Source organism: Mycoplasma anserisalpingitidis, from assembly GCF_007858495.1.
Taxonomy (GTDB): Bacteria; Bacillota_I; Bacilli_A; order Mycoplasmatales; family Metamycoplasmataceae; genus Mycoplasmopsis; species Mycoplasmopsis anserisalpingitidis_A.
The window spans coordinates 556,650-580,036 of sequence record NZ_CP041663.1; the positions used below are offsets into that span (position 1 = coordinate 556,650).

Consider the following 23,387-nt stretch of genomic DNA (forward strand, 5'->3'; position numbering starts at 1 on the left):
TAATTGTATCAATATTTAATTTTTTTAATTAGTGGAAATATTGCTTACTTTTTATTTTTCATTTGTTTTAATATGACTGGTACCAACATAATTAAAATCATTATAATTAATATAAAAATTGAAATAATGTAACCATTTATTTTTGACTGTAATATATTTACATCGATATTTACCAAGTTATTATGCAGTTGGTAAATATAAAGTGATAAATCAACGAAAACACTAATTAAATTAGCAAAAATGGCAAAATAAATTATAAAGACAATAAAGTAATTCATAATTTTAAGTATTTTTTTGTTTTTGTCTAAACTTTTTGCATAACCATAACATGCAGTTGCAATAAAACCAAAAATTATCAAACTTACTCAATCACTAAGTAAATTGGCGAAATTATAAACGTTCGACATTCCGCTTCCGTAATTATTAAAGAATTCATCGGTAGTTTTTGGGTATAAAAGTGAACCAATTATAAATAAAATAATAACTATCGGAATACTTACAAGAGAATAAATTACACCAACAACTGGTTTTTTTGAATTAATTTTGTGGATAAATTTATCTCAGAAAGGAATTTCTTTTTCCTTTATCAATTCTTCAATAAAACGTGGAATTAGAATACAGAAACCATTCACAATCCCTAAAACACCTATTCCAATAAAAATATTAATCAATCCAAAAACTCAAGCAAGATTTTTTTCAGCTAAAAACTCTAAATATTCCTTAAAGTCTCCACGACCATTTAAACTCATGGAAATTGCCATAATTAAGTGAATTATAGTGACTATAGTAAGACCAAAAAGAAGAATTTTAGGTGTAGATTCAGGTTTTTTTAAGTCTTTTTCAATACCAGTAGAAACATAAAAACCATCATAGGCAAAGAAAATTCCGGCTCAAGAAAGACAAACACCTAATCCTGGGATAAATGCATATGAATGTAAAGTATTTTTGATATCAAAATTATATTTAGGAAGATAATTTATATTAACTTCATTTCTTTTTTCAAAAAAGAAAACTAATGCTATTACAATCGACATCAAAATTGCAATTAGCTTAATAACTAAGGTAATTGTATTTTGGATATTAGCAATTTTAATGCTTAAACCAGCACTTAAAATTAAGTAGACAACGATGATCAAAAGAAAAATCATTCAGATTAGTCAATCAAAACTAGTATTAAAACTTGGTGAAATATTAAAAGCTATAAGACCATCTTGAATTGACATCAAAGCAAAAAGTGGCATAAAAAAGTATGTGAGTGTTAAATTAATATAAAAGGCAAAATTTTTGCTCATTTGATATGTCATTCAGCTGTTAAACGACCTGGATCAGCCTACAAAACTAAGCTCACCTTTAGATTTAGCCGAAATTCCAACAAGTGAAAAACTCATCATAATAATTATAACTGATGCAATTGTTCAAGAAATTCCACTCATTATAACACTTGAATTATTAAAATCTAAAACAGCTTTAGACTTAAAAAAGATTCCAGCACCGATGCTTGAACCAATTACAAGAAGCATTCCAAAAATAAAGTTTAACTTTTTAGGTTCTTTCCTATTTATATTCATTTTACATTTGTTCTGGTGCAGATACACCAAGTAATTTTAAGCTGTTGTATAAAACTTCCTTCACTGCCTTAACCACAGTCATTAATGAAGTTTCATTTTCACTACCTAAAATTTTTGTATTTGAATAAAAACTGTTAAAAGCACTAGCTAAGTTCATGACATAACTACTTAAAAGTTGAACTTTTTTAGTTTGTGCAACACTTCTTAAAACGTCAGGTAAAATGTCTAATTGAATGATTAATTTTCTTGTCTTTTCATCAAATTTAGCATTAATAATTTCAGAATTATTATTGTTGTATTTTTTAATTAATGAGCAAGCTCTTGAATGAGCATATTGAACACCAAAAACTGGGTTGTTGATATCTTTTTGATTTGCTTTATCTATATCAAAGTCAAATTTAGTATTTGCATCTCTAGTAAGCATTGTGAATCTAATAGCATCAGAACTACTTGCTTCAAGTAAATCAGCTAAAGTTACACTTGTTCCAGCACGTTTAGACATTTTAAATTCACTTCCATCCTTGAGCAATCTTACAAGTTGAACTACTAAAATTTCCATGTCTTTTTTATCATAACCTAGACATTGAAGTGCGATTTCCATTCTATTGATATAACCGCTATGATCAGCTCCTCAAACATTAATTAATTTATTAGCTCTTTGAAGTTTATCATTATGATATGCGATATCAGGTGTAAAATAAGTTAGACTTCCGTCAGATTTAACTAAAACACGGTCTTTATCATCTCCAAAATCACTTGTTTTAAGGAATGTTGCTCCATCTTTTTGATAAATATAATTTTTTAATTTTTCATAAATTGGTTCAATTTTATTTTTATTATATATATCATCCAGTTCGCTAGTAAACACATCAAAACTTACGTTTAGTTCGCTTAAATGTTCTCTAATTTTGTCTAACAATTTAGAAATACAAATTTGTCTGAATTTCTTGATTTTTACTTCAAAATCATTTAAAAATTCATCTCCATATTCATTTTTAATTTCATTAGCAAGCCAAATAATATCTAAACCACGATAACAATCCTCTGGCATTTGCATTTCTACACCAAAGAGATTAAAGTATCTTACTTTAGTTGAATCAATTAAAACATTAATTTGATTTCCTGCATCGTTAACATAATATTCAGCTGTAACATCAAAACCAACATGTTTAAGAATTCTTACTAAGGTATCACCGATGATTGCACCTCTAGCATGTCCAACGTGAAGAAATCCTGTTGGATTAGCTGAAACAAATTCAACAATATATCTATCTTTCACGTTAAAAAGTTTTGTTCCATAATTGTTTTTATTGTCAATAACATTGTTTAAAACAGTTAAAAATGCTTTATTAGATAAAACAATATTTATAAAACCCGGTCTAGCAACATCAACACATTCAATTAATTCATTAGAAACTAATTTTTGTTGGATTAATTCTGCTAATTCCATTGGATTTTTAGATGAAAATCTTTTTACAACCATAGCAATATTTGTTGCGTAATTGTATTTGGTCTGTTCATCTTTTTGGATGTTTGGTTCAGCTAATGTGAAGTTTAGCTCAGCTAATTTCAACTCACTAGACACAATATTTTCATTTTGAAAATCAGCAATAATATTGATTAAAATTTCTTTAATTTTAGCGTTGATATTGGTCATTTTTTACCTCTTTTTACATATATTTTTTATATTTTAACTTATTTTATTCTTTTTTATATAAAATATATATGTTATGCAAAAAATATATGTTTGTGGACCTACTGTTTATAACTCAGTACATATCGGGAATATTCGTCCAATTTTAACTTTTGATATTATAATTAGGGCAGGAAAGAAAATCGGAGAACAATTTTATTTTGTACATAATATCACCGATATTGACGATAAAATCATAAAAAGAGCAATTGAAGAAAAGGTAAGCGAAACTGTAATATCTTCAAAGTATGCAGATGAATATATTGAATTACTTAAAAAATTCAATATTGTTTCAGTCGATAAATTTGAATATGTAACCGATAATCTTGATTTGATTAATGAATATATAGAGAAATTAGTCGACACTAAAAATGCTTATCTAGATAAATATAACAATGTTTATTTTGATGTTGAAAAAAATAAGAATCACTATGGTTTTATATCAAATCAAAATATTGAAAAAATGCAATTCGAGGATGAAAACAACATAAATAATAAAAATAATCCAGCTGATTTTGCTTTATGAAAAAAAACTGATTTAGGAATTAAGTACAGCTCAAAATTCGGAGAAGGTAGACCTGGTTGACATACAGAATGTTGTGTACTAATTTACAAACACTTTGGAAGTGAAGGTGTTGATATTCATGGTGGTGGAATTGAACTCATTTTTCCTCATCATGAAAATGAAAACATTCAACATCATGCACTATTCAAAAAAGACCTTTCTAAGAAGTGAATTAGAACAGGGATGCTAAAAATTAATGGTGAAAAAATGTCTAAATCATTAAATAATTTCATTTTAGCTTCTGAGTTTTTAGATAAATACAACTCGGACATTTATCGTATGATGATTTTAAATACACAAATTTCTGGTGATTTAGATTTCAATGATGAAACAATTCATAATTCAAAAGTTCTATTAAGTAAATTTAGAAAAATTTTGTTTAACTATCATGTAAACAGTAATCAAACAGATGTAAGTGTTCAAAAACAAATTGCAAACGAAATTTTTGATGATATTTATAATAATAATTTTGCAATTGCGACAAGAAAAATAAACGAATTAATTAAAAACATTAATAAACAAAATAATACTGATGATATATTAACATTAATAGAAATATTTAACACTTTAGGTTTTAATACAAAAATTGAAAATTTAGATTTTTATAAAAATATCTATTTTAGTTGAAAAGAAAAATTAGCTCAAAAAAAATATGATGAAGCTGATAAATTAAGAGAAGTTTTATACACAAATGAATTAATCTAATTTTACTAGTATAAAAATTTTTAAGAGAGAAAGAAAAATGAATAAACAAGACAATAAATTTAACAACCACAAAAACAAAAAAGAACTTAAAAAAACTCCTAATATGTCAAAATTATTAGTGTGTGGTAAAAACTCTGTTTTGGATGCCATAAATAATGGTTGACCAATCAAAAAAGTTTGACTACAAAATAATAAGAATGGGGAGTTATTAGTTGAAAAAAATATTAAATACCAAGTAGTTGACAAACAAACTTTAGATTTATTGACAAGCGAAAATCATCAAGGTTTTATTGCAGAATTAAATGAGTTTAATTACTCTAATTATGATGAATTAATTAACGATAAACCTAATTTAATATTAATTTTAGACCATATCCAAGATCCACATAATTTTGGTGCAATAATTCGTACTGCTAATGCGGCGGGTGTTAAACATGTAATTATCCCTAAAGATAGGAGTGTTGAAGTCAATTCTACAGCACTCAAAACTTCTTCAGGTGGTTTTATAAATATGAAGATCTTTAGGGTTAATAGCATTCAATCAACAATTGAAAAACTTAAAAAAGATGGTTTTTGAATTTATGTTTCAGCACTAGAACAAAATTCTGTGTCATATAGTGATATCGAGTACAATAAACCAACCGCTTTAATTGTTGGTAATGAAGGAAGTGGTTCTTCAAAAACAACAATAAAGCAAGCTGATCAGTTGATTCATATCAATCAATATGGAACAGTACAATCGTTAAATGTTTCGGTTGCTACAGGTATTTTACTTTTTGAAATTGTAAAAAAGCAAAATGGATAAAAACATTAAAAATTTAATACACATCGAAATATTAAAATACTTTAATTTAAATAACATCACTAGAATTAGTGATAGTTTTTTAATAAACTTTTTGGAGATCAAATATAAAAAACTAATAATAAAGAATATAAACTTATGAACTATAAAATTCTTTTTCATTTCTAAATATAAGGAATATTTATTAAGCGAAATTATATACTCAGTTTACTTAAAGATTATTGAAAGTAATGAGTTAAATATAGAAAATGTAGAACAATATTTAATGGGTGCTGTTAAATATTCTTCGCTAAGTTGCATCAAAAAATATGTCAAAAGACAAAATCTTTTCGAAGAATCATTAATTCCCATAAAAAATAATGGTGATATCAAAGATTTTTCTACAACACAAGAAATTAACCATGAATTATCAAAATTAGATTTTAAAAGTTTTTTAAAATCACTTAATGAAGCTGAGAAGAAGTTTATTAAAGAAGATGATGAAATTAATTTATATTCTTCATTTAAAAGAAACTTAATAATCGAAAGGATTCAGTTTAAATATAATAACTATTTTAGTTAATTTTCATTTAAAAAGGTAAAATTGTAATGTTATTATAAAAGAAGGGAATGAAATGATTAAAAATATACAAAAAGAGAAATTAACAAACATTTTAACTCTTAAAGCAGTTTTTAAAGGTGATGAATTACCTAAAAATCTTGAACAAAAAAAATCAGTAGTTACAAACTACTTTTCAGATGATTTAGCTTATGTTTATTTAGATGAAAAATCTAAATTAGACTTTAAAACAGTAAATGATTTTGCTAAAAAAATCGCTTTATCAAGTACTGTTGAAACACAAATTGATTTAGATACTTTTGTGACAGAACAACTAAGTATTTCTGAAGTAGTCAGAGCTTTTGTTGGTGGAATTAATTTTGTTAGAGCAGAACTTTGAAGTGCTAAGACTAACAAAAAAGACGAAGAAGTTAAATTACACTTAGTTTCATCGGCAAATGAATCTGAATATTCTGCTGAATTAAATAAAACATTAGTATTATCAGAATACCTAAACTTCACAAGAGAACTACAAATTACACCTCCAAATATTTGTAATTCAGAATGAATGGCTGATAAAGTTTTTGAAAAATTATCTCAAAACAAGAACTTAAAGATTACAGTATTAAATAAAAAACAAATCGAAGAACAAAAAATGGGATTATTACTTTCTGTAAATAGAGGAAGTGTTTATGAACCAAGAGTTGTTGTGGTCGAATACAACGGTAATCCAGAATCAAATGAAAAAACAGTTTATGTTGGAAAAGGAATAACATTCGACTCGGGTGGATACAGTTTAAAACCTGGTAGAAGCATGTTAGGAATGAAATTCGATATGTCAGGAGCAGCTATTGTTGGAAATGCTCTTGGTGCTATCGCAGAACTACAACCTAAAGTTAATGTCGCTGCTGTTTTATGTATTACCGATAACAGAATTAATGGAGACGCTTCATTACCTGATTCAGTTTGAACAAGTATGAATGGAAAAAGTGTTGAAATTAACAACACTGATGCTGAAGGACGCTTGGTTATGGCTGATGGTTTAACATATGCAGTAAGAAATTTAAAAGCTACAAGATTGGTTGATGTCGCTACCTTAACTGGTGCTATTGTTGTTGCTTTAGGTTCAACATATACAGGGGTTTGAACAACAACTGAACAAGCTTGAGATGAATTAAGTAAAGCTGCCCAACAACAAAATGAATTAGTTTGAAGAATGCCTCTTGATGAAGAATTTGCAAGAGAAATAAGAAACTCACATGTTGCTGACTTAAAAAACACTGATCTTTCCGGTGCCGGAGCTGGTTCTTCAAGTGCAGCTATGTTTTTAAAAGAATTCACAGAAGATGTTGAATACATTCACTTAGATATCGCTGGTACAGCAGATATTGCCGGAAAACCTTTTGCACCTATGATGAAGACTCTAGTTCAACTAGCTTTAAATAAATCGAATTAACACAAGACACTACTCACGTAGTGTTTTTTTAGTGTCTTGGTTTTTTATCAAATAATTGCGTAAAAATTTAAAATAAAAAAATGGCGATCACGAGAGGATTCGAACCTCCGACAACAAGCTTAGAAGGCTCGTGCTCTATCCAGCTGAGCTACGCGACCACGCATTAATATTGTAGCACATTTTTTTAATATGTAAATAATTAAATAAACTTTATTAAAAATTGTGTTTTTCCCAAAAAAAATGTTTAAAATTTAACTTTTTGAAATTATTTATTAAGTAATTTCTTAATTTCTTGGTCATAAATTGGTTTATTATCAACTCAAGGAGTTTCTAAAATGATTGGAATATTATCAAAATCAGGATCATGAACAATTTTTTTCAGAGTGTCAAACCCAATCTTTCCTTTTCCGATATTTTCGTGTCTATCTTTGTGAGAATTTAAATCATTTTTAGAATCATTTAAATGAATTACTTTGATGTATTTGTATACACCAGAATTTTTTAGCTCGTTTTTAAAATTATCATAATCTTGCAAGTTATATCCAGCATCTCAAACGTGACAAGTATCCAAACAAACTTGCACTCTATCATCATTAACATTTTCAATTAAATACATTATTTGTTCATAATTAATTCCAATTTCACTTCCTTTACCAGACATTGTTTCAATACAAATAACAACATCCTTAGTCTTTGAAATTATATATTTTAAACTTGAAACAAGAGTATCTAATGAAGTTTTAGGATCAAAAGTTGTGTATGATCCAGGATGTAATACAAGATATTTAGCACCAATTAGATTCATTCTTTCTATTTCCTTAATTAAAAAATCAACAGCAAATTTGTATTTTTCTGGGTTAGCTGCGTTTGTGATGTAAGGAGCATGAACAATAATATCTTCTGGTTTTATCAATTCTTTAAAGAATTGATTATATTTGTCAGTTAAATATTTTTCAGGATTTACTCTTTTTGTAGTTTGGGGTGCCCCCAAATATATCATCATACAATTAGCTTTATTTGCCAAACTTTCTTCAACAGCACCAACAAGATAATTTGGCGATTTAAATGAAATATGACTTCCTAGTTTAATCATTTTTTCTCCTTTAATAAAATAAAAAACAGTTTAATAAATAATAAACTGTTACTTTTGAATTATAGACGGTTTAATTAATTTAGATGTTGGAGTTTTATTAATATTGTGAACTCATAGAATATTCTCGATTTCAATTCCTATATTAGTATAGTCAATAAAAATTTTTGATCTATATGAGTTCATATGGTCGTAAATCGATTGGTAACCAATGTCTGTTAATCTAAGCGATTTATCACCTAGAACACTAAGAGCGATAAATAATTCATGGGTTGAACATACTATATTTGAAATATTATTTTTTCTTGTGTGTTTGTTGAAATTGTTGATAGCAACCTTATCTCTTGAATTTAAATCCACAATTTCATATTGAATTTTTAGTTCATTGCATGCGTGTTTAAATCCAGCAATTCTATCATCTGCAGTGGATTTGTTTAATTTTGGGTCATTTACAAAAACCATTTTTTGATTGTCAATTACTGAATTATAGAATTTGTGTGTTAAAAGATAAAATGCATGTGTTTCATCAATTTTTACTCAACATAAATCATCAACATCATATCCAAAAATTACAATTGATGTATCTTCAATAGTTTTAATGAATTCTATTAATTCTTCATTAATTTCAGGTAAAAATAAAACTATTGAATTTGGTCTTCAAGAAAGTACGAATCTAACTGTTTCAATATATTCTTTTACACCTTTTTCAGAATAAGTTATATTTACTTTTCTCTTGTGAATTCTCGCAGCTTGAATAATACCATTGCAAATATCTTTTACACTATTTTGAGGCCATTCAGGTATAATAACAAAAATAGAATTATCTCTTCCTCTTATTAATCTTGCTCCATGGTTTGGATAATATTCGAATTGTTTAACTACTTTATCAATTCTTTCTTTTGTTTTTTTAGAAACGTATCCATTGTTATAATATCTACTAACTGTTGAAATGGAAACTTGCGCCATTTTTGAAATATCTTTGTAAGAAATTGTTTTCATAAATATATGATACCATAAAATGAAAATTAATTTCCACATTTTACATTATTTTTTCATTCAATACGTAAAATTATTCTGATATTAATTATTTTCTTCAATTATTTATAATTTATTATATAATAACAAAGCCATTAGAACAATAACCCAGTAACTTGGTCAGGGCGTAATTGCAGCAGCCACATCAGGAAGTGTTGTGTCTGATGGTCTTTTATAAAAAATAAAAAAACTCTAAAAAAATATTTTGGAAAATAAATTTTAGTGTTATAATTAATTAGCAATAAACGCGAGTGTAGTTTAATGGCAGAACTTCAGCCTTCCAAGCTGACTATGAGGGTTCGATTCCCTTCACTCGCTCCATTTCTAGGAAGCTAGACCAGAATGAAGATTATTTCTTCATTTTTTATTATTTTTTTAATTTTTGAAAAAATAAACAACTCAAAAAAAGAAATTATTATATAATTACACAAGTACTATTTTAAATATATTTAAAAAGGAGTAAAAAATGCCTAGAGAAGGTTTTACATTCCAATGCACAGAGTGCAAAATGGAAAATTACATTAGCAAAAAAAATAAAAAAGCTCACCCAGAAAAAGTTGAGTTAAAAAAACACTGCTCAAAATGTAATGCACATACAACACACAAAGAAAAGAAATAATTAGAGCTATGCTCTTTTTTATTTTTAAATTAATTTATAATTTAATCTAGTTAAGGAGAAAAATGAATAGAAATAAATTAGAACAATTATTTGAAACTAAAAAAATTGATGCTTATGTTTCTGAAGCACCTCAAACTAGATTATGATATGCTGGCGTTCAAACAACTGATGGTGTTATCATCATCGAAAGAAACAAAGCTTATCTATTTGTTGATGGCAGATATATTGAATATGTTTCAAATAATGCTAAAAATGTCGAAGTTAAATTAATGGTTGGAACAACTTTAAGAGAATTTTTTGAACAAAAACAATATAAACATGTTGCATATGACGAAAACTATTTAACCAAAGCAACTGAAAATTGATTAAACAAATTGATCAACCCAGAAAAAGTAACTTGAATCAATGCACAACAACTAAGAATTAATAAGAGTGAACATGAATTAGAACTAATGCAAAAAACTGTCGACATCTCATTGAAATCTTACGAACAACTTTTGCAATGAGTTCAACCAGGAATGACAGAAAAAGAAGTTGCTGCAAAATTAAATTACCTTCTTAAATTAAATGGAGCCGAAAAAGAAAGTTTTGATGAAATTGTCGCTACAGGAGCTTCATCAGCTGAACCACATCATCACCCAACAGACAAGAAGTTAGAATTTGGTTCATTACTAAAAGTTGATTTTGGTGCATTATATAAAGGATACTCAGCTGATATTACAAGAACTTCAATTCTTGGTGGTGAGGAAAATGTTAAAGATCCTAAAATGTTAGAAATATTAAACATAGTTAAAGAAGCTGCTAGACTTGGTAGAGCGCATGTAAAGCCTGGAATTAAAGCTTCAGAAGTTGATAAAGTATGTAGAGATTACATCGAATCTAAGGGTTATGGAAAATATTTTGTTCACTCAACTGGACATGGATTGGGAATTGATGTTCATGAATTACCAAGTGTTTCAAAATTATCTGAAACAATACTTGAACCTGGAATGATTATTACAGTTGAACCAGGAATTTACATCGAAGGTCTTGGTGGAGCTAGAATTGAAGATGATGTTTTAGTAACAGAAACTGGACATTATGTTTTTTCTAGACCTGATGAAAAATAATAACACAAGTTATAAGCTTTGCTTATAACTTTCATTTTATTTAAAATATATTACTAAAGTGTAATATATAATATATAATTATTATACTGAAATATTGGAGGAATATGAAAAATTATTTTATTTTTATGTTGAAAATGACTTCAAAAAAGAAAAACACCTATATATTACCATCAATAATAATTACATTAAATTTATTTATCGGGTTAATTCTAAATGTAATTAGTTTTAGAGAATATCATTATCCGGTTTTCTTTTTTTCACTTTTATTTGTAAATCTCATAGCTAGTGTTTTTTATGGTTGCCTCAAATCATTAAATATTTTTAGTGATTTAGAAAAAAATGGAACTGATTTAATTCTATTTTCTAAACCAATATCAAGAAAGAAAATGATATTAAGTAAAACTTTGACTTTTGTTTTAATAGGTTTTGTTTGATCGCTAATGAATTGAATTTCATGAACTGTTGGATTCTTGTCAAAAATTACAGAATTGAATTATTTTTTATTTTCATTAATGATGATTTTAAGTGTATTTTTTGCTTATATTATTTTTGGAATCATATCAAGTTTAATTTCATTAAAATTTACCCAAAAAGTAGCAATGATTTTACCAATCCTTATGACAGCTAGCCCTTTTTTGGCTGGTATTATGATAAGAACAATAGTACGTTCTGCAAGAAAAATTAGCGATGAATTATTAAAAACTAAATATGAATATCATCATTCAAAAAATGAAGCGGATGTTGTAACTTTCTTTCTAAACAATGAAAAAGATAATTATTACATTATTCCTAATGGTGATTTTAAAAAAATAGATTTTGATCCGTACCAAAAAGATTACATAAATTTAGTAGACGAATATTCAAAAGACGCTGCAAAAGAATGACAAATTTCTTCATGATTATTCATTCCATATCAACTTGTAAATTCTTTTAATACAAAAGATATTGATATACTATCACTAATAAAAAATAATGAAAAATCATTTGATAATTCAATTTTATACTATAAAGATAATGATAGTCTTTCTTTTTCGTATAAATTAGTTGATAATGCAGATTTATTAAAACTTAAAATTTCTGAAAATAATGATAATTCATTCATTATTCCTTCATTGTTGAAATCCGATTCGAAGATAAATAATGATCTAATAAACAGAAACATTATTTATGTTAGAAATAATGCAGATAAAATTGATATTGACTTTCCTGAAGATGAGTTTTCTTATTCTAATCCTAATAATTTAATTGGAAAAATATATTGAGAAAATATTGAACAATTATTAAAAAATAAGGATTTTAATGATTTTGCTAAATCATTTTTTGAAAAAATAAATGAGCAAGTAACAAATAATAGAATCAATGACCTTAAAATAATTAAAAGTTTAATTATAAGAGAAATTGAAAATGAATTAAACAATGATGATTCATGACTTTTTAACTTTTCCAACAAAGAAATAACTCTTTTTGATGAGAACGCTGTTAGAAATAAAAAAATTTCTTCAGAAATAGAGAGAAAAATTTATTTTTCCATTTCCCTTATGTATTATCTTTATTTTAGTAAAAATGATTCAATTTTACTAATTTCTCTTTTATTAAATGATGATCCCCTAAAATATTACAGTCCTGGACAATATGAGATAAAAATTGATCAATTCGTTTATAAAATAGGTGGTTTTGAATCATATAGTACCAAAGAAGTCGTTAAAACATATCCTAATGGCGAGAAAAAAATAGTTTTTAGATATGAATTAGAAAAATCAGATAATTTCATATTTCAGGCTATAAATGAAGTTTATTCAATACAGAGAGATAAAAAAATTGTAAATAAAACTTTTTACCCATTGATTTGAACTAGCTTAAGTGTTTTATTATTATCACTTAATGGATTTTTATATTATAGAAAGGACTATAAATAATGAAAGAAACTATATTAAAAGTAAATAATTTGACAAGACTGTATGATAAAAATGGTTATGGTGTTAAAGAATTAAGTTTTGAAGTTAAATCTGGTTCATTTCATGCTTTTATAGGTGAAAATGGAGCAGGAAAAACAACAACAATTAAATCGATAATTGGTGCAACTTTTAATTTTAGTGGTGAAATTTTAATAAAAAATATAAATAATAAAATATCAGAAAGTAAATCAAATATAGGTTATGTTCCTGAAAAAGCTCAATTTCCGAAGGAAATCACTGTTTATGAATATCTGAAATCACTTGCTTTATTAAATAATTTATCGAAAACCGAAGCTGATAATAAAATTTCAGAACTACTAAAAAAATTTGATATTGAAGACTTAAGGAATAAAAAACCATCATTTTTCTCATCCGGTCAAAAGAAAAAAGTATTACTAATCCAAGCTCTAATTCACAATCCAGAATTAATTATTTTAGATGAGCCAGCAGCTAATTTAGATCCAACAGCTAGATTTGAATTGTTTAATTTATTAAGCTCACTAAACAAAGAAGGAAAAACAATTTTAATAAGTAGTCACATTTTAGCCGAAATTGACCAATTCGTTGATAGTTTAACTCTAATACATAAAGGTAAATTAATTTATAATGGAATAAAATATAAACCTCTCGAAGATATATATTATGAAAAAATTATTCAAAAATAAATTGATATTTTTTACACTAGTTTCTCTCTCAGCAACGGCCCTTAGTTGCACGAATAATTCCGAAAAAATTAATTTTCAAAAAATAGGAGATCAAAAGAATAAATTTATTTCTGATAATAAATTTATACAGCAAATAATTGATTTTCAGTTTGATAACATAACACAAAAAAAAGAGTTCATATACAACCAATCTAAAATAATTCACAATAAAAAACAAGAATTAAAATCAGCTTTGGTTTGATTTAATCCTTTAAGACCTAATCTAATAAATACACAAAGTGATTATAGAAATTTAGTTGAAACAAGTTATAAAATATTGGAAAAAAACATAACTCAAAACTGATTATGAATTTTGGATAACATTCAGGATTTTCAATTTGTTTTTAATCCTTATGGATCAAAATTTGATGATGAAAATGATAATTACTTTGAAAATATTATTAGAAGTGTCTATCAATTTAATCCTAGTTTAAGTATTTCTATTAAAAACAAAGATGTTGTTGATTTATTACAAATCGCACTTGAAAAAGATGATTACGACAAGTTTGAAAATAAAGTCGCTAATTATTTAATTTATGATTCAAATAAGGCCATTAAAATTTTAACTTATACTTATCAAAATAATAAATTCATCACTTTAATTCCTGATTTATTTTATTCTCCAGATACAGAAAATATAAATGAATTCAAGAATAAATTAATAAATCTGGAAAAAGAAAATAATTTGTCCAAAAACACACTGATTAATAACGATATCGAATACAATGAATATTTTGGAGAAGAATACGATTCTAGAAAAAGTTATTATAAATTCAATGATTTAAATCAATATAAAAATTTTAGTTATACATATACCGACATTCAAAAAACGACATTAAAAAGATTACTAACTGAAGAAAAGTTCAAAAAAAATAGAATATATAGATATACATGAAAGGCTATAAATGAGTAGGAAATACAAAATTTTAACTACATTGTTAAGTTTATTTAGTGTTGTTTTTTTATCTTCATGCAAAGATTCAGGAATTGAAATTAGAAATTCGCTTAGTAAAATAGTAGATAATAAATTTGACTATATTGAAAAGGAAGATAATTTAGAAGTTAAAAGAACTGAAAAGATTTTAAATGACTTATTAGATAAGGTTTTTGCTGATAATATAGTTCAAAAAACAGAATTTTTGAATAATCAAAATAATAAAAATTATCAAAATGAACAACTGAAAAAATTGAAATTTATGTTTGAACAATGTCAAAATGAAATAAGTTTAATTAGCGATCCAAATGAACAAAAAAAGAAAGAAATAGAATTTTATGAAAAAAACATTTTTCCGTTCTACTCGGAGAATTGGTATTTTATATTAAAAAATCTAAATATTTTTTATGTTCATTTTTATGATTGATTAACTATTCCTGAAAATCAAGACTTAAATTCATCCCATTCAGAAGAATTTTTAGACTCATTAAAGAACTTAAAACTACCTGATGATATTTGATTAACATCTTCGTTATTAGATAAACTGGAAGAAGGGGAAGAATCTGCAGAAAGTTATAACAATTATATTTTCTATCTTTCGAAAGGTAAAATTATTTTTAGAATCAAAATTGATAAAAATTCAACAAAAAACAATAAATTAGAAATAGAACCATGAATTTGATATTTTTCATTTTCAAAAACTAACAACATTTCTATTAAGCTAATATCAAATATCTTACACTCAGCTTATGTACATGGTGATCAAATCGGTTATGATCGTTTTGAATCTGATTTGGTTAAAAAACTTAGATATGGTGTTCCTTCTAAAATAATATTAAAAATTAAGGACAATTATGAGATTTAAGAAATTATTATTTGTTTTGCCGTTATTCAGTTTGATTCCTATAAGCACAGTTAGCTGCCAAGATAACAGTGAAACATACAAAAACATAAAACAAAAACTGTACACAGAAGAGTATAAATTAAATCAAAATTGAGAAAAATTTCTCAATCAAGAAGTTATTGAAAAAATATTAAATTTAATTTATAAAGATAGTAATGACAAACAAGATTTTATCAATAATCAACTAAAATTAAATAAAAACAAAAATTACTTAAACCAAATTAAAAAAAGTTTAATATTTTCTAACAATATTTCGCTTAGTTTTGGTCATGATGGTGGATTCTTTTCGAAAAGACCATATTTACTTAGTGATTCAATAAAAAACGTTGAAGAAGCTAAAACAAAAAATTGACTTTGATTTCTTTTTAATATTGCAAAAATTGAGTTTGTTAGTTTTCCAGTATTTGATCAGTTTGTGTCTTCAACTGAAGAAAGTTCATTGGAAGCTAAGAAATCGGGTATGGAATTAGGTTTATTCTATACTCCTAAATCTAATATTTTTATAGATTTTACCTACAAAATAGAGATAGAAAAGGATTATTCTGAAACCTATCAATTTTATTTATTAACAAATGAAGGTTTTATAATTAACCTAAACATCACTAAATACATTGATAATTATTCGTGAGAATTCGAAAATATAATAAATAATGATGGAGAGGATTTTATTAATCAAATAAGCAATCTAATAAACTACATTGATGATGAATCTGAAAGAAAAAATGAATTATTAGACATATTTAACAGATTTAACCCAGTACATGATTTATTCAAGTCAAAAATCAACAATTTAGAAAATTTAAGTGAATATAGAGTTGAATTTGATAATTATTCATCTGAGTTAACTAAATTTAAAAATAAGCTTGCTATTTGAAAAGGAAGCGACCTTTCTGAGTTGTACGAACCAACTAAAGCCGAAAAACCAAAAAAGGATGAAGTTGAATTATTTTCTTATTTATATATTTACCCAAAGGTTTTCTTCAGTAAGGATAAAAATAGCTTTTTTGATATTAGACAGTATGTTAAAAATACAATTACATTCTCTGAAATAACCGAAAATAATCAAACTAATAATATAATATATAATGATTATTATGGTGGTAGACCGATAAGATATACTTTTTTTGATATAAAGATAGAGGAGAATTAAATATGGAACTAACTTTCATTATTCACTATACAGGTAAAAATGGCGATGCATTAAAGTTTGTTAAAGAAATGACTGAAAGCGGAATTGTAAGAAGAATAAGAAGTAAAGAGGGTAATTTACAATATCAATATTATGAGTCTTTTGATGATAAAGAAACCATTTTACTAATTGATAGATGAAAAAATCAGGAAGCACTTGATTTACATCATGATTCAACAGAAATGGAAGAAATTCTTAAACTAAGAAAAAAATACAATTTATCTCTCAAGGCTGATAAATATATACCAGATAACCAAACAATAACTACTAAGGATCAAAAATTTATTAATATGTAAAATTACTTTGTCTGACACTTCGTTTAGCGTTTAAGCGCTATTTTTTATTTAAAACAAAAATGAAGCATTAAGCTTCATTATATTTTTGATTATTAGTTACCTTTAACTACAGACATAACTTCATCAGCAAAGTTTGATTCAACTTTTTGAATCCCTTCACCAACTTCAAATCTTACTGCACTAACTAATTTAGATTGTGCGTTTGCTAAGTATTTTTCAACTGAAACACCATCATCCATTACAAATGGTTGTTTAACTAATGTAATTTCAGATAATTGTTTGTCTAATCAACCTTCAACAATTTTTTCTCTAATTTTTTCAGGTTTACTTGCAAAGTTAGCAGGTTCAACAAAACCAGCTTTAATTTGTTCCATTCTTTCAGCAGGAATGCTTTCGACTAAAACGAATTCTGGGTTCATAGCAGCAGAGTGCATTGCAACATTTCTTGCAACTTCTGAGTTTGAACCTTCGACTGTAGTAATTGAACCGATACGTCCATTAGTGTGAAGGTAAAGACCTAAAACTTGGTTTGCACCAGCAACAACTCTCACAAAACGACGAAGTGAAATTTTTTCACCAATTGTTGCTGTAGCTTGTGTACAAGCTTCAGATACTGTAACACCACTTTCAAGAACAACTTGTTCAGCTTCTTCAAGTGTACTTGCATTTGATTTGAATAAACCATTAGCAACTTCATTTAATAAATTCTTGAAGTTTTCATTTTGAGCAACGAAGTCAGTTTCACTGTTAACTTCGATCATAACTGCTGATTTTTCATCACCAACAATAGCTACTAAACCTTCAGCAGCTATTCTTCCTGCTTTTTTAGCAGCTTTAGCAATTCCGTTTTCACGTAATCATTCAATAGCAGCTTCAACATCTCAGTTTGTTGCTTCTAAAGCTTTTTTACAATCTGATAATCCAGAGTTTGTTCTTTCTCTTAATTCTTTAATTAGGTTGATGTTTGACATAATTATTCCCCTCTTGATTCTTCAGTTTGTGATTTAACTCTTCTTGGTTGAGATTGTAAAGGTTGTTTTCTTTGAACTCCTTGGAATTCTGGTAAAACAATTTTTTCATCTGGTTGGTAAGCAAATAATTCTTTACCACCTTGAGCTTTAACAATAGCATCAGCAAGAATTGTCATAATTAATGAGATACATTTTGCAGAATCATCATTAGCAGGAATTCCAAAATCAACAAAATCTGGATCTGCATTTGTATCTAAAATAGCGATAACTTTGATGCCTTTTCTTTTAGCTTCTTTAACTGCGATTGCATCTTCATTAGGATCAGCAACAATCATAACTTGTGGTAAACGTTTCATTGAACGAATTCCATCAAGGTTTTTGTGTAATTTATCTAATTCTTTTTGGAAAAGAATAGCTTCTTTTTTAGTGTATCCTTTGAATTCATTTTTAGCTTTAGCTTCAAGTTCTTCCATTTTTTTAACACGTGACATAATTGTTTGATTATTTGTTAATGTTCCACCTAATCATCTTTCTGTTACGTATAATGAGTTTGATCTTTCAGCTGCTTCTTTAACAGCACTTTGAGCTTGTTTTTTTGTTCCTACAAAAATGAAAGAAGCTTTTTTACTTGCTAATTTATTTACAAGTGAGTAAGCAAATTCAAGATATTTTTGTGTTTTAGTAATATCAATGATGTGTGCACCTTTATTTTTTTTGTTAGGTACAATGTAATCTTTCATTTTAGGGTTTCAAGCATGTGCTTTGTGTCCAAAGTATGCACCCGCTTCTAATAATTTATCCTTTGATACAATAGGATTTTTTGGTTGTTTTTCAACTTTTTCTACTTTATTTGTCATTTTTCTCCATTTTTTAGTTTGTTAGTTTAACTTTTACTTCCAACGCCTAGCACTTCACAAAAAGCACACCCATGCGAATCCATAAAAGCAATTTGGTTTAATTCAAATTTTAATTAATTTAGTATTAAATATATTTAATACTTTTTTATTTTACCATAATAGTTGTTTTGCTGAAATAGATTTTATTAGGTAAATAATTTAACTTTTATAGACAAAAATATGGTAAAAAAACAATAATGTATATTCATTTTAAAGGAATAGTTTCCTTATTGTTTTTTGTTATAGAAACACTTTTTTAAAATTAAAATAATAAAATTTTTAGTAAGTTATTAGTGCTCACATCGAGATTGCTAATTTAACTTATTTATCTATTTTATAGTTATATAGTATAAAATAAACAAGGAGAAAACATGCCTCAAAATAAACGTGAAAGTTTAATTTACACAGTTATGATGTGTTTTGTAATGGTTTTATGAATGTCATTTTATAGTGTTTTTCTAAGAACCTTAAAATTTGATGCATCAATTTTTACTGAAGCTTGATTAGGCTTTCCGCTTGCATATATTGTTGCACTTTGTTGTGATTTATTATTTGTATCAAGGACAGCTAAGTTTATTGCTTTTAAGTGAATAAAAGTAAAACCACAATCTCCAACAATAGCCAAAGTTTTAGCTATATCTGGTATGATGGTTGTATTTATGGTTTTAATCATGTCGCTTTATGGTTCTATTGTTGCATGTGTTGCGACAAATGACTGAAAAAATTTATTTTTCATCTATATTAATACAGTTTGAAAAAACTTTTTAATGGCATTCCCATTTCAAATTCTGATTGCCGGAACTCTTGTGAGATTTGTGTTCCGCAAACTTTTCCCAGTCGGTTCCATTAAATAATTTAAGTCAGGAATTGGTTTTAATCAGTCCTGATTTTAATTTATTTTTATTTGATATATTATGTTAATTGGTAAATATTTTTTGTGATCTAAGTTATCATTTAACATGAATTAAATTCAATGAGTACAATAGCTAAAAAGTCAAAATAAATATATTACTAAAATGTAATATAATGATATAATAGATCCATGAAAAAAATAAGTAAATTAATATGTCTAGGAACTTTAACTTTATCTTTAACGCCAATTTTATCAATTAGTTGTACGCAAGGAAAAACAGATAAAGTTGATAAAGTTTCACCAACAATAATAAATAAAAATCAAGAATTAAAGAGCACAATTGAGGAATTCAATAAATTATTAAATCAACTGGTTAATGAGAATAGTGATTTGACTTCATCTATCAAAAATGTTGAACAATTTTTATTTGAAAGTTATTTTAATCAACAATTAAACAAAAATAATAAAAATATTTTTAATACTTACACCGAATTTAAAAATTCTCTTGGAGAATTATATAAAGATGAAAAATTCAATGAGTTCAAACAAGAACTTTATACTGATGTTCTACATTTGATTCAACATAATAGAGAAAATATTTTAATTCAAATTCAGAATATTTTAGAATTTAATAAAGGCGCTGATTTTGATACTTTTATAAATAAAATTAATTCAAATCAAGAACCTAAAAATGAAGATATTCAAAATCACAACTTAAAGGTTTCGAAAACATATGAAAATTATGTTTTTGACAAACATTACTACGAAGAAACTCAACTAAGCGGTAATGAACACAATGAACATGACCATGATCATGAACACATAGATGTAGATGGACAAGAAAATCACAGTCACGGTTTAATTAATTTGATTAAAGATATCGACCTAGCCATCAAAAATACTTTAAGTAAAATTCATTTTGATGGATTCAGTAATTTATTAAATGCTGAACAATTAGAAAAATTGACTAACTTAAAAAATTCAGTTGAAAATTTTGTTTTATTGTACAATCAAAATACTTTAGAAAAATTAATTGATAAATTAATTCAACTAACCACAAAAATCAATACACTTTCAGAAGAAATTTCTCAGGAATTAATTAAATAATTAATATAATTAATTTATGAGAAATTTTGTTAAATTATCAGACAAACAAAAGTACTTAAGTTATGTAGACAAAATGAAAGAAGCTACCAAAGGAAATAACTCTTTAGTTTATTTAATCTTTGTATTTTTAGGTCTTATTTGTCTTGGATTAGGTATTTATAACGGTTCAACAATTAATTATAAGAACATCGATTATTTTGGATTAAGCTTTGCAGTAATCTTATTAATAGCTGGCATAGTCTTTCTTATCTATGGTATAGTTCTAACAGTTACAAACTGAAAATTTATAGAATCTAAAACTCATAAAGAAAAAATTAAATGATACAAAATTAGTAGAAGATTTTTGTTTGATTTTCGTCCATACATTTATGAAGAAATGTTTAAAAATGAGCTTCAAAATCCGGAATTTGATATAGTAAAAAATCAAGAAGACATTTATAAAAGACTTTTTTAATTTTTGAAAAAAATAGTATGATTTTTAAGCATTGGTTGACAGCTGTTATTTTTAATAATAGAGGAAAGTCCGCGCTAGCACAGGCTGCGACGCCTGTAGTGATCATGCCAACACCAATAAGGTTGGGGTAATTTATTACACGACTAGCACCACAGAGACGAGAATTGTGAAACGGGTAAGCTCCATGAGCTAGAAACTCAAATTAAGGTAGAGGAATCTAGATTCGGGAATTGAACCGATATAGAAGTTTATAACTAGATAAATTGTCAACGCCTATTTTATAGGTACAGAACGCGGCTTATAGATGCTGAAAAATGGCTTATGCCATTTTTTTATTTATTAGAGTAAAATAGTTATATGAAATATAAAGTTGGTGAAGTTGCTTATGGCAAAGTGTTCGAGATTCAAAATGAATATATAATTGTAAAAACATTAAATGAATGAACATTTAAAATTTATTTATCTGACATTTCAGATTGGAAAAACATTGACTTAAACAAAGTTTTTAATGTTGGTGAGATAATTAATTTTATAATTAAAAGTGTTAACCCATCAAAAAGAGGTGTTGGTAATTTTAAAGCTAACCACCCAAATTTTTTAAGAAGTCCATTTAATCATGAAATTTTAGAAACTGCTGGTCATTTCGATAAATTAAAAAGACATAGTCTTAATGAAATAGGTTTTTATGAGTATAAAAATATCAAAATCAAGAATAATAAATAATATTGAATTTAATCCTAGAATAATGTATCAAATAAATGAAGCAAACTCAAAATTTAAAAGTAAAAACTTCATAAATAGCGAATATTTTGAATTTATGGAGATTGCTTCAAATTTTAATAGTAAGAAAATTGATGAGATTATTTCTTGCCTAGAACAAATACTAATGAATAAAACTCAAACTTTAGTAGTATACTCAAATTCTAGAGTCGAAAAAAGTGTAAATACAATTAAGAAGTACATATATAGTAAGTCAAAACAATGATTTAATTCACCTATAGAAATAATATTTCTAAATTCAGATGAAGATTATGACAGTTTTGAACATAAATTAAATTTCATTTTGAATAAAGTGTCTAAATTTAGTTTCATTATTATAAAAAATGATTTTGATTTATACGAAAATGTAAAGCGTTTTAAATCATTTTTAAGTTTATTTATAGATAAATTGGGTTTTGAATATTTTGGTCAAAATAGTTATCTTTTTTTACCTTCAAATTCAACCAAGTTTATAAATGAATTTTCACTAAATAGTAAGTACATTTCACTTATTAGTACAAAACTTTCACAAAACTTATTTTATTTTAGTGAATTTATGTTGCTTCTTTTTGCATTCGCAGGAGTAGATATCTACGAATTTATTAAAGGTTATAAAAATTCATTTATGTTAAGCAACGAAGAATTTGATAACAATACTCCTTTACAAATTGCTTCGCAATTACATTTCAACTTAACAAAAAAAGATGAATTTAATTTTATTTTTTTTGCTTTCAATTCTCCATCATTGGATTTAATAATCAATGATTTTATAAGAAACTTAAACTTTATTGATCCAAAAAATTTTTTCGATAAATTTGAAATACCAGGTAATATTTATAAAAATTACCAAATGTTCCTAGAAACTGATAAAAATAAGGCGGTCATTTTTTACAATCTTCAAAACGAAAAAATCGACTACCAAACTAGTCCTGAAGTTGATTATGATTTCATGGATCAAAGCATTATTATCAACTCACTTAATCAACTTAATTTTGACATTTCAAACTTATTTATAGATAGTTTGAGTTTTGATAATAGTTATACTCAATCCTTAAGTGTTGAGATTCCAAAGAATGATCACTATTATTTAGGTTATTTATTGTGTTTAAATTCGCTCATTTTAGTTTACTACTCAATTTTTAATAATGTTAGTGCATTTAAAAAATAAAAAAACTCAGTTAAATG

23 protein-coding genes, 2 tRNA genes and 1 other RNA gene are annotated in these 23,387 nt (G+C 26.0%); 19 read left to right on the forward strand and 7 right to left on the reverse strand.

The window, feature by feature from the left end; all coding sequences use genetic code 4:
* Positions 1-44: 44 nt before the first annotated feature.
* A complete protein-coding gene (locus FOY43_RS02130; protein WP_146308918.1) occupies positions 45-1,568 on the reverse strand; it encodes an amino acid permease in 1,524 nt (507 codons plus the stop codon).
* Between the two features lies 1 nt (position 1,569).
* The gene (gene argS, locus FOY43_RS02135; RefSeq protein ID WP_146308919.1) at positions 1,570-3,225 is read right to left on the reverse strand and encodes an arginine--tRNA ligase; all 1,656 of its coding nucleotides are present in this window, start codon (positions 3,223-3,225) and stop codon (positions 1,570-1,572) included.
* 73 nt (positions 3,226-3,298) lie between these two features.
* Here argS and cysS point away from each other — a divergent pair, with 73 nt between their 5' ends.
* From cysS to FOY43_RS02155, 4 genes are read left to right on the forward strand one after another with little or no spacing between them, the layout of a single operon-like run.
* On the forward strand, positions 3,299-4,531 hold the full coding sequence (cysS, locus tag FOY43_RS02140) for a cysteine--tRNA ligase (RefSeq protein WP_146308920.1): 1,233 nt from the start codon (positions 3,299-3,301) through the stop codon (positions 4,529-4,531).
* A gap of 37 nt (positions 4,532-4,568) precedes the next feature.
* Entirely contained in the window at positions 4,569-5,336 is a 768-nt protein-coding gene (gene rlmB, locus FOY43_RS02145) for a 23S rRNA (guanosine(2251)-2'-O)-methyltransferase RlmB (protein WP_328592689.1), read from the forward strand.
* Positions 5,329-5,895 carry a hypothetical protein gene (locus tag FOY43_RS02150; RefSeq protein ID WP_146308921.1) on the forward strand — a complete coding sequence of 189 codons (567 nt, stop codon included), beginning with the start codon at positions 5,329-5,331 and terminating at the stop codon, positions 5,893-5,895. The genes rlmB and FOY43_RS02150 overlap by 8 nt, the downstream gene beginning before the upstream one ends.
* Before the next feature lie 52 nt (positions 5,896-5,947).
* The gene (locus FOY43_RS02155) at positions 5,948-7,327 is read left to right on the forward strand and encodes a M17 family metallopeptidase (RefSeq protein WP_146308922.1); all 1,380 of its coding nucleotides are present in this window, start codon (positions 5,948-5,950) and stop codon (positions 7,325-7,327) included.
* A gap of 81 nt (positions 7,328-7,408) precedes the next feature.
* Here the strand turns inward: FOY43_RS02155 and FOY43_RS02160 are convergent.
* From FOY43_RS02160 to FOY43_RS02170, 3 genes are all read right to left on the reverse strand, one after another.
* A tRNA-Arg gene (locus FOY43_RS02160) sits at positions 7,409-7,485 on the reverse strand.
* Between the two features lie 107 nt (positions 7,486-7,592).
* Positions 7,593-8,420, reverse strand: coding sequence for a deoxyribonuclease IV (locus FOY43_RS02165; protein WP_146308923.1), 828 nt, complete (start codon positions 8,418-8,420; stop codon positions 7,593-7,595).
* A 48-nt stretch (positions 8,421-8,468) separates the two neighbouring features.
* The gene (locus FOY43_RS02170) at positions 8,469-9,416 is read right to left on the reverse strand and encodes a LacI family DNA-binding transcriptional regulator (RefSeq protein WP_146308924.1); all 948 of its coding nucleotides are present in this window, start codon (positions 9,414-9,416) and stop codon (positions 8,469-8,471) included.
* A gap of 283 nt (positions 9,417-9,699) precedes the next feature.
* Here FOY43_RS02170 and FOY43_RS02175 point away from each other — a divergent pair.
* The 9 genes from FOY43_RS02175 (at position 9,700) to FOY43_RS02215 (ending at position 17,162) form a co-directional block, all read left to right on the forward strand.
* A tRNA-Gly gene (locus FOY43_RS02175) sits at positions 9,700-9,773 on the forward strand.
* A 145-nt stretch (positions 9,774-9,918) separates the two neighbouring features.
* Entirely contained in the window at positions 9,919-10,071 is a 153-nt protein-coding gene (rpmG, locus tag FOY43_RS02180) for a 50S ribosomal protein L33 (protein ID WP_006886739.1), read from the forward strand.
* Between the two features lie 62 nt (positions 10,072-10,133).
* On the forward strand, positions 10,134-11,180 hold the full coding sequence (locus tag FOY43_RS02185; RefSeq protein WP_146308925.1) for an aminopeptidase P family protein: 1,047 nt from the start codon (positions 10,134-10,136) through the stop codon (positions 11,178-11,180).
* A gap of 104 nt (positions 11,181-11,284) precedes the next feature.
* Positions 11,285-13,096 carry an ABC transporter permease gene (locus FOY43_RS02190; RefSeq protein WP_146308926.1) on the forward strand — a complete coding sequence of 604 codons (1,812 nt, stop codon included), beginning with the start codon at positions 11,285-11,287 and terminating at the stop codon, positions 13,094-13,096.
* A complete protein-coding gene (locus FOY43_RS02195; protein ID WP_146308927.1) occupies positions 13,096-13,800 on the forward strand; it encodes an ABC transporter ATP-binding protein in 705 nt (234 codons plus the stop codon). Before FOY43_RS02190 ends, FOY43_RS02195 begins: the two co-directional genes overlap by 1 nt.
* Entirely contained in the window at positions 13,778-14,752 is a 975-nt protein-coding gene (locus FOY43_RS02200; RefSeq protein ID WP_146308928.1) for an aromatic motif membrane protein, read from the forward strand. Before FOY43_RS02195 ends, FOY43_RS02200 begins: the two co-directional genes overlap by 23 nt.
* Positions 14,745-15,638 (forward strand): aromatic motif membrane protein, encoded by an 894-nt coding sequence (locus tag FOY43_RS02205; protein ID WP_146308929.1) that lies wholly within the window; start codon positions 14,745-14,747, stop codon positions 15,636-15,638. The genes FOY43_RS02200 and FOY43_RS02205 overlap by 8 nt, the downstream gene beginning before the upstream one ends.
* Complete coding sequence (locus tag FOY43_RS02210; protein WP_146308930.1) at positions 15,628-16,827, forward strand: aromatic motif membrane protein; 1,200 nt, start codon at positions 15,628-15,630, stop codon at positions 16,825-16,827. Before FOY43_RS02205 ends, FOY43_RS02210 begins: the two co-directional genes overlap by 11 nt.
* Positions 16,828-16,829: 2 nt before the next feature.
* Positions 16,830-17,162 carry a putative quinol monooxygenase gene (locus tag FOY43_RS02215; RefSeq protein ID WP_146308931.1) on the forward strand — a complete coding sequence of 111 codons (333 nt, stop codon included), beginning with the start codon at positions 16,830-16,832 and terminating at the stop codon, positions 17,160-17,162.
* A gap of 92 nt (positions 17,163-17,254) precedes the next feature.
* On the opposite strand, the gene tsf is transcribed toward FOY43_RS02215, so the two are convergent.
* Complete coding sequence (gene tsf / locus FOY43_RS02220; RefSeq protein ID WP_146308932.1) at positions 17,255-18,133, reverse strand: translation elongation factor Ts; 879 nt, start codon at positions 18,131-18,133, stop codon at positions 17,255-17,257.
* Positions 18,134-18,135: 2 nt separating this feature from the next.
* Positions 18,136-18,990: a 30S ribosomal protein S2 gene (gene rpsB / locus FOY43_RS02225; protein ID WP_146308933.1), complete on the reverse strand. Its 855-nt coding sequence runs from the start codon at positions 18,988-18,990 to the stop codon at positions 18,136-18,138.
* Positions 18,991-19,400: 410 nt separating this feature from the next.
* On the opposite strand from rpsB, the gene FOY43_RS02230 reads away from it, so the two are divergent.
* The 6 genes from FOY43_RS02230 to FOY43_RS02255 all read left to right on the forward strand — a co-directional run bounded on the left by FOY43_RS02230 (position 19,401) and on the right by FOY43_RS02255 (position 23,370).
* A complete protein-coding gene (locus tag FOY43_RS02230) occupies positions 19,401-19,883 on the forward strand; it encodes a DUF2798 domain-containing protein (RefSeq protein WP_146308934.1) in 483 nt (160 codons plus the stop codon).
* Between the two features lie 188 nt (positions 19,884-20,071).
* On the forward strand, positions 20,072-20,989 hold the full coding sequence (locus tag FOY43_RS02235; RefSeq protein WP_146308935.1) for a hypothetical protein: 918 nt from the start codon (positions 20,072-20,074) through the stop codon (positions 20,987-20,989).
* A 16-nt stretch (positions 20,990-21,005) separates the two neighbouring features.
* Positions 21,006-21,443: a hypothetical protein gene (locus tag FOY43_RS02240; protein ID WP_146308936.1), complete on the forward strand. Its 438-nt coding sequence runs from the start codon at positions 21,006-21,008 to the stop codon at positions 21,441-21,443.
* Between the two features lie 27 nt (positions 21,444-21,470).
* Positions 21,471-21,749, forward strand: an RNA gene (gene rnpB / locus FOY43_RS02245) — RNase P RNA component class B.
* Between the two features lie 51 nt (positions 21,750-21,800).
* Positions 21,801-22,166, forward strand: a complete 366-nt coding sequence (locus FOY43_RS02250) for a hypothetical protein (protein WP_146308937.1) — start codon at positions 21,801-21,803, stop codon at positions 22,164-22,166.
* On the forward strand, positions 22,129-23,370 hold the full coding sequence (locus tag FOY43_RS02255; RefSeq protein ID WP_146308938.1) for a hypothetical protein: 1,242 nt from the start codon (positions 22,129-22,131) through the stop codon (positions 23,368-23,370). The genes FOY43_RS02250 and FOY43_RS02255 overlap by 38 nt, the downstream gene beginning before the upstream one ends.
* Positions 23,371-23,387 lie beyond the last annotated feature (17 nt).